Genomic DNA, 14120 nt, shown 5'->3' with positions numbered 1-14120 from the left:
TGGCGAAAGGGAGGGAGGGGTCACCCCGGCCCTCGCTCGTCGCCGCAGACAAAACAGTTAGGCAAAGGGGTTCGCAATGCAAACCCCGTCGCGCTGTTTCAAAGGGATGTGAACACAATATTCGCGGCCGGACACACGTCAGGACGATTTCGCCAGCCAGACGACCAGAACGCCGATAGCAAGGGCTCCAAGCCCGACCATCCGCCGGCGATCCGGCGACAGCAATGCGATCAGGCGCAAAGCATCCTCCACGCGCCGAGGGGCCAGTGCCAGCACCAGCCCCTCGACCGCCAGCACCAGACCCAGTGCCAGGAAGAACTCGCTCACGGCACCGGCGGTGCCGCCGGTGCCGCGCCCGCACCCCGATCCGACCGCAGGTAGTGGAAGAATTCGCTGTCGGGCTGCATCACGATCGAGGAATTGGCCCCCTTGAGGCTGGCCTCGTAGGCCGCCAGCGAGCGGATGAAGGCGAAGAACTCCGGATCCTGGCCGTAGGCTTCCGCGAGGATGCCGTTCCGTTCGGCATCGGCCTCGCCGCGGATCACCTCGGCCTGGCGCCGGGCATCCGAGGTCAGTTCGATCACCGTCCGGTCGGCCGCCGCGCGCACGCGCTGCGCGGCCTCGCCGCCACGGGCGCGTTCGTCCGCGGCCTCGCGGTCGCGTTCGGCCCGCATCCGGGCGAAGGTCGCCTCGAGGTTCTGTTCCGGCAGGTCAGTCCGCGTCAGGCGGACGTCGATCACGTCGATCCCCAGCGCCGCGCCTTCGCGCTTGGCGATGGTCAGGATCTGGTTCATCAGCCCGGCCCGGTCTTGGCTGAGCACCTGGTCCTGGGTCGCATTGCCCAGCACCTCGGGGATCGCCTGGCTGAGGATGTTGCCGAGCAGTTGCTGCGCCCGGTCCTCGCCACCGGTGCCGACCGACTGGCGGAACTCGATCAGATTGACGATGCGCCAGCGTGCGAAGGCGTCCACCACCAGGCGGCGGTCGGACAGGAGGGTGACCTCGATCGGCTGGGTCTGCAGGCCGAGGATGCGGTCCTCGTACAGCACGACATCCTGAAGGAACGGGATCTTGAAGCCGAGGCCCGCATCCTCCTTGACCTGGACGACCTGACCGAACTGCAACACCAGTGCCTTCTTGCGTTCGTCCACGATGAAGAGCGAGGACAGGACCAGCACCAGCAGCACCACGAGGGCGGAAAGAGCATAGATCGCCCGCATCAGTTCGACCCTCCGGTAGCTGCGGCCCCGGGCGCCGCGGCCCCACGACCAAGCTCGTTCAGGGGCAGGAAGGGCACCACGCCCTGACCGCCGCCATCGGCCCCGGCCACGCCGTCGAGGATCACCTTGTTCATGCCGCCAAGCACCCGTTCCATCGTTTCCAGATAAAGTCGCCGCCGCGTCACGTCGGGCGCCTTCACATATTCGTTGTAGACCGAGATGAAGCGCGCCGCCTCACCCTGGGCCGAGTTCACGGCTTCGGCCCGGTAGGCTTCGGCCGCCTCCAGAAGGCGGGCCACCTCACCCCGGGCGCCCGCAGTCACCTGGTTGGCGTAGGCATCGGCCTCTTTTTCCAGCCGGTCGCGTTCCTGCTGCGCCGCCTGCACGGCGCGGAAGGCGTCGATCACCTCGCGCGGGGGCTGGGCAACCTGAAGGTTGACGCGGATCACGCTGATGCCGGCGTTGTAGCTGTCGAGCGTGGCCTGCACCGCCTTGCGCAGGTCCGAGGCGATGACGCCGCGGTCGCGGTTCAGGATCGGCGAGAGTTCCGACCGGGCAATGATGTCGCGCATCGCGCTTTCGCTGACCGCGCGGATGGCGACTTCGGGGTCGGCCAGGTTGAAGAGGTACTTCTCGGGGTCCGAGATGTTCCAGACCACCTGGAAGCCGATGTCCACGATGTTCTGGTCGCGCGTCAGCATCAGGCCGGAATCGGTGCGACCCGGGCCGGTGCCGATGTCAGTCGTCCGCTCGCCCGTCACCTGGACCTTTTCATAGGTCACGACCGGCCAGGGTGCGAAATTCAGGCCGGGATCGCCGACCCCCGCGCTTTCACCGAGGAACAGTTCGACCGAGCGTTCTTCGGGCCGGACGGTGTAGAAGGACATGAAGGACCACACCGCGACGATCGCCAGAAGGCCGAGGCCGACGCTTTGCCGGGTGAACAACGGGCCTTCCGGGTCGCCGCCCGGCCCACCCGTTCCACGGTTGCCCCGCCCGCCCATCAGCACGCGCAGCTGTTCCTGGCCGCGCTTCATCAGCTGGTCGATCTCGGGGATCTGCCCGCCGCCCGCTCCGGGCCGGCCGCCGCGGCGGTCGCCGTCGTCGTCGTTGTTGCCCCTGCCGCCCCGGTCATCCCCACCCGAGCCGCCACCGCCGCCCCAGGGACCGCCACTTCCTGCCATTGAACCGAACCTCTTCTTTCCGTTTCCCCTAAGCTGGTCATATCCAGCCGGAAATCAACCCGTCCCGGCTGCCTCTCAACCCGTCCGCACCGGTTTTCGCATCGTCACCAGCTCCTCGGCCATGGTCGGATGCACCGCGCAGGTGGCATCGAAATCCTCTTTCGTCGCGCCCATGCGGATCGCGATCGCCGCAAGCTGGATCATCTCTCCCGCCTCGGGCGCGACGATGTGGCAGCCAAGAACCCGGCGCGTCGCCTGGCTGACGATCAGCTTCATCATCACCCGGTCCTGCTTTCCTGCGAACAGAGTGCGCATCGGCCGGAAGGCGGTGGCATAGACCTCGATCGGCTCGCGCTCGCGAGCGGCCTCTTCGGACAGGCCCACCGTGCCCATCTCGGGCTGGGTGAAGACGGCCGAGGCGACGAGGTCGTGGTCGAAGGTCGTGGGTTTCGCGCCGAAAACGGTGTCGGCGAACGCATGGCCCTCGCGGATCGCGACTGGGGTCAGGTTGATGCGGCCGGTCACGTCGCCAACGGCAAAGACCGAGGGCACTGCGGTCTGGCTGTAGGCGTCCACCGGGATCTCGCCATTGCGGCCAAGGGTGATCCCGATCCCTTCCAGCCCGAGGCCGGCCGTGTTCGGGCGACGCCCGGTGGCGTAGAGGACGAGGTCGAACTCCCGCTCGCTGCCGTCGGTCGCCACGGCACGGATGCCGGAGGCCGCCTTTTCCAGCCGCATCACGTCGGTGCCGCAATGGATGGCGATGCCCGCAGCCTGCATGGCATTGGCGACATGGCCGCGCGTCTCGTCATCAAAGCCGCGCAGGATCTGGGCGCCGCGGTAGTACTGGCTGACCTCGACTCCCAAACCATTGAGGATACATGCGAATTCGCTGGCGATATAGCCACCGCCCACCACCAGAGCGCGTCGAGGCAGCGCGGGCAGGTGGAACATCTCGTTCGAGGTGACCGCCAGCTCGCGGCCCGGAATGTCCGGGACAAAGGGCCAGCCGCCGGTGGCGATCAGGATATGTTTCGCGGTGAACTCTTCCCCCGAGGCGAGGCGGACGCGGTGCGGGTCCACGATCACCGCGCGCGCGTCGTGGACGGTGACGCCCGCGTTCTTCAGCGTGTTGCGGTAGGCGCCTTCCAGCCGATCGAGCTCGGCCTCCAGCCGGCTGCGAAAGCGCGCCCAGTCGAAGCCGCCCGCCGTCACGTCCCAACCGTATTCACGCGCCTCGGCCATGGCTTCGGGATAGGCGCTGGCGAAGACCATCAGCTTCTTCGGCACGCAGCCCCGGATGACGCAGGTGCCACCCATCCGGCTTTCCTCGGCGAGACCGACCCGCGCACCATGCTCGCCCGCAGCGACACGCGCCGCCCGGACACCGCCGGACCCGCCCCCAATGACGAAAAGATCGTAGTCGAAGGCCATCTCCGCCACCCTGCCGTTGCCGCGCGACAGAGCTATGCGGTCTTGTCCCGGAACGAAAGCCCCCGCTGGCGCAATTCGGTTACCGGCTAGTCACGCGCTCAGTCGAGATCGGCAAAGATGTTGCGGCTTTCGGTCAGATCGACCGACCCGTTCTCGACCCGGCCCGAGTTGATGTCGCGCACCGTCACCCGACCGTCGCCCTGCCCGATCACGACCACGTCGCAGATGTCGATGAACAACCCGTTCTCGACCACGCCGGGAATCTGGTTCAGCACCAGCGCCAGCTGCCGCGGGTTGCCGATCCGCTTCAGGTTCAGGTCCAGCAGGAAATGCCCCTCGTCGGTGCGCAGCGGCACATCGCCCGCCATGCGCAGGCTGACCTCGCGGTTCATCACGTCGAGGCTGTAGAGCGTCTCCTCGATCAGCGCCTTGGTGGTCTGCCAGCCGAAGGGGATCACCTCGACCGGCAGCGGAAAGGCGCCAAGCTGGGCCACTTCCTTTGCCGCATCGGCAATGACGATCATCCGGTCGCTGGCCGTCGCCACGATCTTCTCCTGCAAGAGCGCCGCGCCGCCGCCCTTGATCAGGTTGAGGTTCTGGTCGAATTCGTCCGCCCCGTCGATCGTCAGGTCCAGCCACTTCACCTCGTCCAGGGCGACAACCCTGAGCCCGCAGGACCGGGCAAGATCCGCGGTGCGCGTCGAGGTCGCGACACAGGTCACGTCCAGCCCGTCGTCCCGCACCCGTTCGGCCAGGCAGCGAACCATCCAGGCGGCGGTCGAGCCGGTGCCGAGGCCCAGCTTCATCCCCGAATCGACGAAATCCACCGATCGCCGCGCGGCGACGAACTTGGCCTGGTCGATCGGTGACATCTCGGCAGCCATGTGACACTCCCCTCTTTGCCCCCGCCATACCGCAAAGCCGGCGGCAGGGCGAGTGTCTTGTGTGCCGGCGGCCGGGCTCCCGGCACTTCTCAGGTGTCTGACCCGGCCAGCGCCAACCCGCGCGAGATCTCTTCCCGGGTGACGCCACCATCGCCGTCCGCATCGAAGGCCAGAAGTCCACGCAAAAGCGCTGCTTCGTCCTCGTCCAGCGCCCGCAGCGCGGCTACCCGACCCGCCGCCACCAGTTCCGCAGGATCCACGCTACCGTCGCCATCCGCATCCGCGGCGAAGAAATCGCGATCCATCCGCCCGCGCTGCCCTGCCGCGGCCGCCCGCCGGGCGGTCGCCAGTTCCAGCCGGTCGATGGACCCGTCCGCGTCCAGATCCAGCGCCAGGTAGCGCCGAAGCACCGTCGCGCGCGCCGAGGCACGGGTCAGGGCGACATGCGCCTCGATGCCTTCGGCGGACAGCACCCCGTCCTCGCCATGGCCGGCGATCAGGTCCTCGATCATCGTTTCCACCCGTGCCGGTGCGCGGGCAATCGCCTCGGCCAGCGACGCGGCATCGGCCTGGGCGCATCGCGCCGCCGCAAGCAGTCCCACCGGGATCAGCATCAGTATCCGGATCATGCGACTCTCTCCCGACTTCCCATGAAGATTGGCCGAGCAAGGTTGACGGAAGGTGAACAGGATCGGGTTCCGAAGTGCGCCCCCGGATCGCGGAGAGTCGCTTTTTGCGCAGTCTTGTGCGCAGAGTTGCGTGATCCTGTGCCGGACCCGGAAATCGCCCGCCGATGTACACGCTGCACTATGCCCCGGACAATGCCTCGCTGATCGTCCGCCTCGTTCTGGACGGGGCCGGCATTCCCTACCGCACGGCGCTGGTGAACCGGGCGATCCGGCAGCAGGACAGCATCGCCTACCGCGCGCTGAACCCGACCGGTCTGATCCCGACCCTGGAGACGCCACAGGGCCCGATCGCGGAGTCCGGGGCGATCCTCCTGTGGCTGGCCGACCTGCACCGGCTGGGCCCTGTGCCGGGCGATCCCGACAGGCCGGTGTTCCTGCAATGGCTGTTCTTCCTGTCGAACACGGTCCATGCCGACCTGCGGCAGATCTTCTACCCCCACCAGTATGTCCCTGCGGACGCCCGGGCCGCGCATGCCGAGATCATGGCGGCCCGGATGCTGCGGCATTTCGGCCTTCTTGACACCGCTGCTGCCCGGCATCCGCGCCTCTTTGCCGCCGGCAAACCCCTCGGGGTCTACACCGCCATCCTGACCCGCTGGTCGGCACTCTATCCGATGGATGGCCCGCGCTGGTTCCGGCTGTCGGAGTTCCCCGCGCTCGCGGACCTCGCGCAGGCCCAGGAGGCGCGGGTAGAGACACCGGTCGTCGCCCGGGCAGAAGGGCTCGGCCCGCATCCCTTCACCCGGCCCGAACATCCGAACCCTCCTGAAGGAAGCGTGCTGTGACCCTGACCTTGCACCATGCGCCCGACTTCGCCTCGACCATCGTCCGCTTCGCGCTGGAAGAGCTGGAACTGCCGCATACCCTGGCCATCGTCGACATCGAAGGCGGAGCGCTGGCCAGCCCGGAATACCGCAGGGTGAACCCGGTAGGGCTGATCCCCGCGCTGGAAACCGACGACGGCCCTATGTTCGAGACGGCGGCGATCCTGCTGTGGCTTGTGGACCGGACGGGTCGACTGGGGCCGGGGCCGACCGAACCGGACAGGGGGGCCTTCCTGTCCTGGCTCTTCTTCACCTCGAACGCGCTGCACCAGGCGGCGCTGGCGATGTTCTACCCGCACCGGGCAGCCGGCGAGGCGAATTCCGCCGCCGCCCAGGCCGCCGCACAGGAACAGATCGTGGCGCGGCTGGGCCTGATCGAGGCGATGCTGGCCGCGCAATCACCCCGCTGGCTGTCGCCCGACCATCCGGGCGTGATGGGCTACTACATCGGCGTCCTCGTGCGTTGGCTGATCCTGTTGCCGCCCGCGCCCTACGGCATCCGCATCGACGATTTCCCGCATCTGAAAGCCGTCCTCGCCGCGCACGAGACGCGCCCTGCGGCCCTCCGAGTCGCGGCCTCGGACGGCCTCGGCCCCACCCCCTTCACCAACCCGGGTTCCTGATGTTCCTTTCCGTCTTCGACATGTTCAAGGTGGGGATCGGCCCCTCCTCCTCGCACACCATGGGCCCCATGGTCGCCGCTGCGCGCTTCCTCGAGGCGATGCGCGCCTCGCCCTTCCAGTTCCGGGGCCTGCGCGCCTCGCTGCACGGCTCGCTCGCCTTCACCGGGGTCGGCCACGCGACCGACCGGGCGACGATCCTCGGCCTCGCCGGGTTCGCGCCCGACACCTACGACGCCGACAAGGCCGAGGCCGCGCTGGCCCGGATCAATGAAACCAAGGTGATTGAGGCCCCGGGCCTCGGCACACTCGCCTTCGACCCCGCCAAGGACCTGACCTTCGACTACGGTCCCGCGCTACCCGGCCATGCGAACGGCATGATCCTCAAGGCCACCGACGCCCAGGGCGACGTGATCCTGGAAGAGACCTACTATTCCATCGGCGGCGGCTTCGTGCTGACCGCCGCCGAACTGGCCGAGGCCGGCGGCGCAATGGCCAAGGCGCGCGCCGACGTGCCCTACCCCTTCGAGACGGCCGCTGAGATGCTTGAGATGGCGCGCAAATCCGGCCTGACCATCGCCCAGATGAAGCGCGCGAACGAGCTGAAGTTCCGCTCTGCCGCCGAGCTGGACGCCGGGATCAGCCGGATCTGGCAGGTGATGGACGATTGCATCTCGCGCGGGATGAAGGGCGAGGGGATCCTGCCCGGCGGCCTGAAAGTCCGCCGTCGCGCCAAGGGCATCCATGACGCCCTTCTGGCCGAACGCGGGCTGAACCTGACGCCGCCCCACACGATCAACGACTGGATGTCGCTTTACGCCATGGCGGTGAACGAAGAGAACGCCGCCGGGGGCCAGGTCGTCACCGCGCCCACCAACGGGGCGGCCGGGGTCGTCCCCGCCGTCATCCGCTACTGGCTGGACCATGTGCCCGGCGCAAGTGTCACCAAGGTCGGCGACTTCCTCCTGACCGCGGCGGCGATCGGCGGACTTTGCAAGCACAACGCCTCGATCTCGGGCGCCGAATGTGGCTGCCAGGCCGAGGTCGGCAGCGCCGCCGCCATGGCCGCCGCGGGCCTCTGCGCCGTCCTCGGCGGCACGCCGGAACAGGTGGAAAATGCCGCCGAGATCGCGCTGGAACATCATCTCGGCATGACCTGTGATCCGGTGAAGGGCCTCGTGCAGGTACCCTGCATCGAACGGAACGGCCTTGGCGCGATCAAGGCCGTCTCCGCCGCCTCTCTCTCGCTGCGCGGCGATGGCCAGCATCTCGTCTCGCTGGATGTCTGCATCGAGACGATGCGGCAGACCGGACGCGACATGCACGAGAAGTACAAGGAAACCTCGCTCGGCGGCCTCGCGGTCAACGTCCCGAACTGCTGAGGCCGTGGAAGCCTCCGGCGGGAGTATTTGGATAAAGGGCAAATCAGCTTGCCCTTTCGCAAATACTCCGGGCGGTGCCGATGGCTTCGCCACCGGTTCGAGAAACCGGAGGCACGGGTGGAACCCCCATCGCCCGAGGAGGAGGGCGAAGGCCCGACGACGAGACGAAGGGCTCGCGCGTCAGCGCACCTTGCGGAACCCGCCCGAAGACCGGCGATGTCGCTTTCAGGCAGGCGAGGCGGGGCGGCAACTTGTAGTCAGGTCGGATGACCCGCGACACCACCCTCCAGGGCGTCCTCCTGATGCTCGCCTTCTGCGTGATCGCGCCGCTGCTCGATGTCGCGGCCAAGCTCGCCGCCGGGAACGGCGTGCCGGTGGGGCAGGTCACGGCGGCGCGCTTCGTGGTGCAGACCGCGCTGATGTTGCCGGTCGTACTGGTCATGCGCCTGCCGCTGCGGCTGGATGCGCGGGCGCTCGGCTACAGCGCGCTGCGCGCCCTCTTCCTCCTCGTCTCGACGTTCGCCTTCGTCTCGGGCATCCAGGTCATGCCAATCGCTGACGCGCTGGCCATCGTCTTTGTCGAGCCCTTCATCCTCCTGATCCTGGGGCGGTTCCTGTTCGGCGACCAGGTCGGACCGCGCCGCATCGCCGCCTGCGCCGTGGGCTTCGTCGGCGCGATGTTCGTGATCCAGCCCTCGCTCGCCGCCTTCGGTCTTGTCGCGCTCTGGCCGCTTGCGACGGCCTTCCTCTTCGCCTTCTACATGCTGGTCACCCGCGCCATCTCGGCCTGGATGCACCCGGTGACGATGCAGTTCCAAACCTCCTGGACCGGACTTCTGCTCTGCCTGCCGGTGATGATCCTGGCCGAGGGGTCGGGGATCGCGGCGCTCGACCCGATCTGGCCCGAGGGCTGGAACTGGCTCTGGCTCTTCGGGGTCGGCTTCTGGGCCGCGGTCAGCCACATGTGCATGACCTATGCCCTGAAGTTCGCGCCCTCGGCGACGCTCGCCCCGCTGCACTATTTCGAGATCGTGACCGCCGTGATCCTGGGCTACCTGATCTTCGACGACTTCCCGAACCGCCTGACCTGGATCGGCATCGCGATCATCGTCTCCTCGGGCCTTTACATCATCCATCGCGAGCGGAAGACCGCGCGCGACAAGGCCGCCGTTACGGCGCTGACCGCAGCGCCCTGATCGCCGCATCGAGCCGCCGCCGCGGCAGGATGACCAGCATCCCCGGCTGGTCGAACTCCAGCTCGACGCGCCGGGCAATCACCCGGTTCGACGTGCCGATCATTCCGGCAGGCGCGAAGCGGATGCCGGCGATCGGCCATTCCAGCCCCGTGCTGACACCACTCACCTGCGCCATCGGAAACAGGGAAAACGGCTCGCCCGGTTGCAGGTCCAGCGTCAGGCGCGACGGGGCGGCGAAGGCGAAATCCTTCGGCCCGAGCAGGATGCACCTCCGGTCCGCCCGCGCGATCAGCGTGGAAAAGGCCGCAAGGCCATGGTCCAGCCGCGCCCCCGCAAAGCCCAGCGCCAGGACGATAGGCGCCTCGATCAGGCGCAGCGCCTTGTCGAAATCCGTAGTCACCTGTTCGGCCACCAGATGCTGGCGCTCGGCAGGAATCACCTGCCTCGCCGCACCGGAGATCGAGTCCATGTCTCCGATCACCGCATCGGGCGTGACGCCGAGTTGCAGCAGCCGGTCGGCCCCGCCGTCCGCCGCAACCGCGACCGGCGCGCGGGCCAGCGCAAGCGCAAGATCTCGCGCGGGAATTGGCCCTCCACCCGCCAGTGTCACACCATGGGTTGACTGGACAATCGGCGATTTCATGTAAGACTGTATCCAATTAAGGCAGATTCCGCGGGCTGCGGCCACAATCAATCCATCAAATTACCCCGGTCTGTCCATGCAATAGGACGGTGTCCGAGACTATCGTGCGACGACCAAGGCGAAAGGCTGTCCAGTCATGACCAGTGAAAGCAAGATTCTGACCGTGTCCTACGGGACTTTCAGCTGCACGCTGGAAGGGTTCGAGAATCCCTTCGATACCATGAAGGCGATCGCCGAATATTTCCGGGACTTGGCCGCGCAGGATCGCCACTTCGGCGCCGAGCCGCCGCCGCCGGATGCCGCCATGCTGCACCGTCTGGCCGAGCGCGAGGTTGCGCGCCTTGCCGGCGCCGCCACCGCGCGCGACACCGGTCCGAAGGCCGAGGCGCTGGTCGATGCACCGCCTGCCGAACCCGCCGTTTCGCCGCGCATCCAGTTCAATGTCGCCCCCGAACGCCGTCGCAGCCGGCTGACGCAGGATGGCGGCGCGCCGGTCGAGGACGATGCCGCCGCGGCCGAACCCTCGCTCAAGGATGACATTCCCGAGGGAGTGGCGGCCAAGCTGGCACGGATCCGCCGGTCGGTGCCTTCGGCCGCAGCCGAACTGACCAACGCCCCCTCGGATGCCATAGCAGGAGACATCGCCGCGGCGGACAATCAGGTGCTGGCTTCGCCTGCCGTTCCCGACGAGTCCCGTGCCTGGTCCGAAGCGTCGGAAACCGACCTCGAGCCGACCGTTCAGGCTTTCGACCCGTTCGACACGTCTCTTGCCGAGGCTGCGGCAGATGACATTCCCGACGTTGCAAGCCGGCTCGGGGCGCTGGTCGCGGACGGGACGGAAGCTGCCCGGCCGATCCAATCCTTCGCCGATGCCTACGACCCGTTCGGTGACACCGAGCTTTATGCGGACCCGCAGGGCGAGGCTGCTGTCGATCCTGCCGACCTCGCGGATCTTGCCGCGCTCGACGGCGACACACCGGCCGATATCGCGCCCGAGGCGACCACCTTCACCGCGATGGCTGACGATCTCCTGCCCGAGGACCTTGATCCGGACGCGGACATCGGACCGGCCAACGCCATCGCGCTGACGACCGAGGATCCTCTGCCCGAGGATGCGCCGGCCCTCTACGACGTGCAGCCGGATGCGGACTTCGCCTTCGCCCATCACGATGCCGCCGATCCGACCCCGGCCGAGGTCGTGGACCTGGGTCGTCCCGACGCGAGCCCGGCCGCCCCGACCGAGGCGCCGGCCGAACCGGTCGCCGAGGTCGCGGCCAGCGAGGCCGGACCGGATGCCAAGGCCGCCAGGCGGTCGCGCAGGCTGAATTCGCGCGTCGTGCGGCTGCACCCGGATGAGGAAGGCTCGGCGGCCGACCCCTCTGCAATGCGGTCCCAGGCGCAGGAAAGCGAGTCCGACCAGATCGCCCGCCTGATGCAACAGGCCGAAGAGGTCATGGCCGAAGAGACGAACAAGCGCCGGCAAGAGGCATTGTCGCGTCTGAAGGCCGCCGTCGCCTCGACCGAGGCGGACCGCGCCGATCTGGACTACGAGGCGCCGCGCGGCGACACGAACCTCGACCCGTACCGCGACGATCTGGCCGAAGCGATCCAGCCCGACGAGGCCGAAGCGCCCCCAGCTCCGCCCGAGGTCAAGCCGACCCGCCGCAAGTCCGTCAACATCCGGCCGCACGAACCGCGTCCCGGCACCATCCGTCCCGGCATGATCAGCCCTCCCCCGCTGGTCCTGGTTTCGGAACAGCGCATCGACCGGGTGGCACCGGTTGTTGCGCCCGCCCCGGCCGCTCCCGCCCCGTCGCTGGCGCCGGCAGCCCCCGGAATCGCACCGGCCAATCCCGCCGGCCAGCCGATGGTGGCCCTGCGCACCGGCCGACTCTCGGGCGCCATCGGCGCCGGCGCCGCGGTTGCCGCCTCGGCCGCCCCTGCCCGCGGCATCGTGCTGGAAAAGCCGTCCTACGGCACCGCGGCCGAAGCCGCCGAGGATGAGGATCTGGCCGAGGACAGTGCAGAGATCGACGATGCCGGCCTTGCCGCCTTTGCCGATACGGTGGGCGCACGGTCGATGGCCGAACTGCTTGAAGCCGCTGCCGCCTACGCCACCTGCGTCGAGAAGCGGACGCAGTTCACCCGCCCGCAACTGATGCGGCGGATGGTCGCCAGCGCGGGCGGCAAGCCGGTCAGCCGCGAGGACGGCCTGCGCAGCTTCGGCACGCTCTTGCGCACCGGGCGGATCGAGAAGGTGACGCGCGGGCATTACAGCCTCGCGGAAACCTCGCCCTACCTGGCCGAGGCCCGGCGCCTTGGCTGACGGTTTTTTCCGCTAATTGAACTTGATCAGACGGATGGGCCCGGCCCGTCCGTCTTTTCCGTGACGGGGCCGGCCGCATCCGGGTCGGCTTGGCCTATGCCGCGGAAGATGAAACGGAAGGGCAAGGCCCAGGCAAAGCCGAGACCGACGTAGATCGCCAGCTCGACCAGGACCGTGGGCCGTTCGATCAGGCCCACCAGCGTCACCGCCGCCACGACATAGGCGGGCAAGCCGATCAGCAGGATCACGAGCGCCCAGCGCCGGCGGGCCTTGTAGCTCAAGGACATCTCGGGCCTCCCCTTCAGCCTGCCATCAGCGGGCACGACAGCAAGATAGGCGCCCGCGTCAATCGGCAAAGGGGTCGGTCACGAGGATCGTGTCGTCCCTTTCGGGCGAGGTGGACAGCAGGGCGACCGGGCATTGGATCAGCTCCTCGATCCGCCGGACATACTTGATGGCAGCACCCGGCAGATCGGCCCAGGACCGCGCGCTGGCGGTCGTTTCCGACCAGCCTTCCATCTCTTCGTAGATCGGCTTGCAGCGGGCCTGTTCGTCCGCCGCGATCGGCAGGTAGTCCATCCGTTTCCCGTCCAGGTCGTAGCCGACGCATATCTTCAGCGTGCGGAACCCGTCCAGCACGTCGAGCTTGGTGAGCGCGATTCCCGAGACCCCGGAGGTCGCGCAGGTCTGCCGCACCAACACCGCATCGAACCAGCCGCAGCGCCGCTTGCGCCCCGTCACCGTGCCGAACTCGTGCCCCCGCTCGCCCAGGCGCTGACCGTCCTCGTCGTGCAACTCGGCAGGGAACGGCCCCTCGCCAACGCGGGTGGTATAGGCCTTGACGATCCCCAGCACGAAGTCGATGGCCGTCGGCCCCAGCCCGGTGCCGGTCGCCGCCTGTCCGGCGATCGTGTTCGAAGAGGTGACATAGGGATAGGTCCCGTAGTCGATGTCCAGAAGCGAGCCCTGCGCGCCCTCGAAGAGGATCCGCTTGCCTGCCCGCCGCGCCTCGTTCAGGACCTTCCAGACGGGGCCGGCATAGGGCTTCAGCTTCGGCGCGATATCCAGCAGCTGCGCCTTCAGCGCCTGCGCGTCCACCGGATCCAGACCGAGGCCTGCCCGCAGCGCGTTGTGATGGGTCAGGAGGCGACCGATCCGGGTCTCCAGCGTCGCCGCATCGAACAGATCGGCGACCCGGATCGCCCGGCGGCCGACCTTGTCCTCGTAGGCCGGACCGATGCCGCGCCCGGTGGTGCCGATCCTTGCCACCGAGGTCTGCGCCTCGCGCCCGCGGTCCAGCTCGCCATGGATCGGCAGGATCAGGCTGGCGTTCTCGGCCAGCATCAGGTTCTCGGGGCCGATCTCGACTCCCTGCCCGCGCAGCTTCTCGATCTCGGTCACCAGGTGCCAAGGGTCCACCACGACCCCGTTGCCGATCACGGAAAGCTTGCCCGGCCGCACGATCCCCGAGGGCAGGAGCGACAGCTTGTAAACCGTCTCGCCGATCACCAGGGTGTGCCCTGCGTTGTGCCCGCCCTGGAACCGCGCGATCACGTCGGCGCGTTCGGACAGCCAGTCCACCAGCTTGCCCTTGCCCTCATCGCCCCACTGGGCACCCACCACGACGACGTTGGCCATGTCATTCCCCGAGTCAGTCCCGAAACCAAGCGGGGTATAGCGACAGGCAGGCGGGGGGGAAACCCTGCAATTCGACCACT

The 14120-nt window shown here is 68.1% G+C and carries 14 protein-coding genes; 5 read left to right on the top strand and 9 right to left on the bottom strand.

From position 1 onward, the window contains the following. Window positions 1-138: 138 nt before the first annotated feature. From ACK4IU_RS06035 to ACK4IU_RS06010, 6 genes are all read right to left on the bottom strand, one after another. Window positions 139-327, bottom strand: coding sequence for a DUF2065 domain-containing protein (locus ACK4IU_RS06035; RefSeq protein ID WP_409732655.1), 189 nt, complete (start codon window positions 325-327; stop codon window positions 139-141). After that, window positions 324-1223: a protease modulator HflC gene (hflC, locus tag ACK4IU_RS06030; protein WP_409732777.1), complete on the bottom strand. Its 900-nt coding sequence runs from the start codon at window positions 1221-1223 to the stop codon at window positions 324-326. The genes ACK4IU_RS06035 and hflC overlap by 4 nt, the downstream gene beginning before the upstream one ends. Further along, entirely contained in the window at window positions 1220-2404 is a 1185-nt protein-coding gene (gene hflK / locus ACK4IU_RS06025) for an FtsH protease activity modulator HflK (RefSeq protein WP_409732653.1), read from the bottom strand. Before hflK ends, hflC begins: the two co-directional genes overlap by 4 nt. Window positions 2405-2479: 75 nt before the next feature. After that, on the bottom strand, window positions 2480-3838 hold the full coding sequence (gene gor, locus ACK4IU_RS06020) for a glutathione-disulfide reductase (protein ID WP_409732651.1): 1359 nt from the start codon (window positions 3836-3838) through the stop codon (window positions 2480-2482). Between the two features lie 98 nt (window positions 3839-3936). Continuing rightward, entirely contained in the window at window positions 3937-4722 is a 786-nt protein-coding gene (gene rpiA / locus ACK4IU_RS06015; protein WP_409732649.1) for a ribose-5-phosphate isomerase RpiA, read from the bottom strand. An 89-nt stretch (window positions 4723-4811) separates the two neighbouring features. Next, entirely contained in the window at window positions 4812-5351 is a 540-nt protein-coding gene (locus ACK4IU_RS06010) for a hypothetical protein (RefSeq protein ID WP_409732647.1), read from the bottom strand. A 164-nt stretch (window positions 5352-5515) separates the two neighbouring features. On the opposite strand from ACK4IU_RS06010, the gene ACK4IU_RS06005 reads away from it, so the two are divergent. The 4 genes from ACK4IU_RS06005 to ACK4IU_RS05990 all read left to right on the top strand — a co-directional run bounded on the left by ACK4IU_RS06005 (window position 5516) and on the right by ACK4IU_RS05990 (window position 9433). After that, complete coding sequence (locus ACK4IU_RS06005; protein ID WP_409732645.1) at window positions 5516-6196, top strand: glutathione S-transferase family protein; 681 nt, start codon at window positions 5516-5518, stop codon at window positions 6194-6196. Then, complete coding sequence (locus ACK4IU_RS06000) at window positions 6193-6858, top strand: glutathione S-transferase family protein (protein ID WP_409732643.1); 666 nt, start codon at window positions 6193-6195, stop codon at window positions 6856-6858. The genes ACK4IU_RS06005 and ACK4IU_RS06000 overlap by 4 nt, the downstream gene beginning before the upstream one ends. Next, complete coding sequence (locus tag ACK4IU_RS05995; RefSeq protein ID WP_409732641.1) at window positions 6858-8237, top strand: L-serine ammonia-lyase; 1380 nt, start codon at window positions 6858-6860, stop codon at window positions 8235-8237. Before ACK4IU_RS06000 ends, ACK4IU_RS05995 begins: the two co-directional genes overlap by 1 nt. Window positions 8238-8503: 266 nt before the next feature. Continuing rightward, window positions 8504-9433, top strand: coding sequence for a DMT family transporter (locus ACK4IU_RS05990; RefSeq protein WP_409732639.1), 930 nt, complete (start codon window positions 8504-8506; stop codon window positions 9431-9433). Here the strand turns inward: ACK4IU_RS05990 and ACK4IU_RS05985 are convergent. After that, window positions 9408-10076, bottom strand: coding sequence for a thiamine diphosphokinase (locus ACK4IU_RS05985; protein WP_409732637.1), 669 nt, complete (start codon window positions 10074-10076; stop codon window positions 9408-9410). The genes ACK4IU_RS05990 and ACK4IU_RS05985 overlap by 26 nt on opposite strands. 136 nt (window positions 10077-10212) lie before the next feature. On the opposite strand from ACK4IU_RS05985, the gene ACK4IU_RS05980 reads away from it, so the two are divergent. Further along, a complete protein-coding gene (locus tag ACK4IU_RS05980; protein ID WP_409732635.1) occupies window positions 10213-12402 on the top strand; it encodes a hypothetical protein in 2190 nt (729 codons plus the stop codon). A gap of 26 nt (window positions 12403-12428) precedes the next feature. Here ACK4IU_RS05980 and ACK4IU_RS05975 read toward each other — a convergent pair whose 3' ends face one another. Beyond that, a complete protein-coding gene (locus ACK4IU_RS05975; protein ID WP_409732633.1) occupies window positions 12429-12689 on the bottom strand; it encodes a DUF2842 domain-containing protein in 261 nt (86 codons plus the stop codon). 58 nt (window positions 12690-12747) lie between these two features. Then, window positions 12748-14040 (bottom strand): adenylosuccinate synthase, encoded by a 1293-nt coding sequence (locus ACK4IU_RS05970; protein ID WP_409732631.1) that lies wholly within the window; start codon window positions 14038-14040, stop codon window positions 12748-12750. Window positions 14041-14120: the final 80 nt, after the last annotated feature.

This window comes from Tabrizicola flagellatus (assembly GCF_046295235.1).
GTDB lineage: Bacteria > Pseudomonadota > Alphaproteobacteria > Rhodobacterales > Rhodobacteraceae > Tabrizicola > Tabrizicola flagellata_A.
The sequence above is the reverse complement of the archived record's forward strand: the minus strand, read 5'-3'. Positions and strand labels throughout refer to the sequence as shown.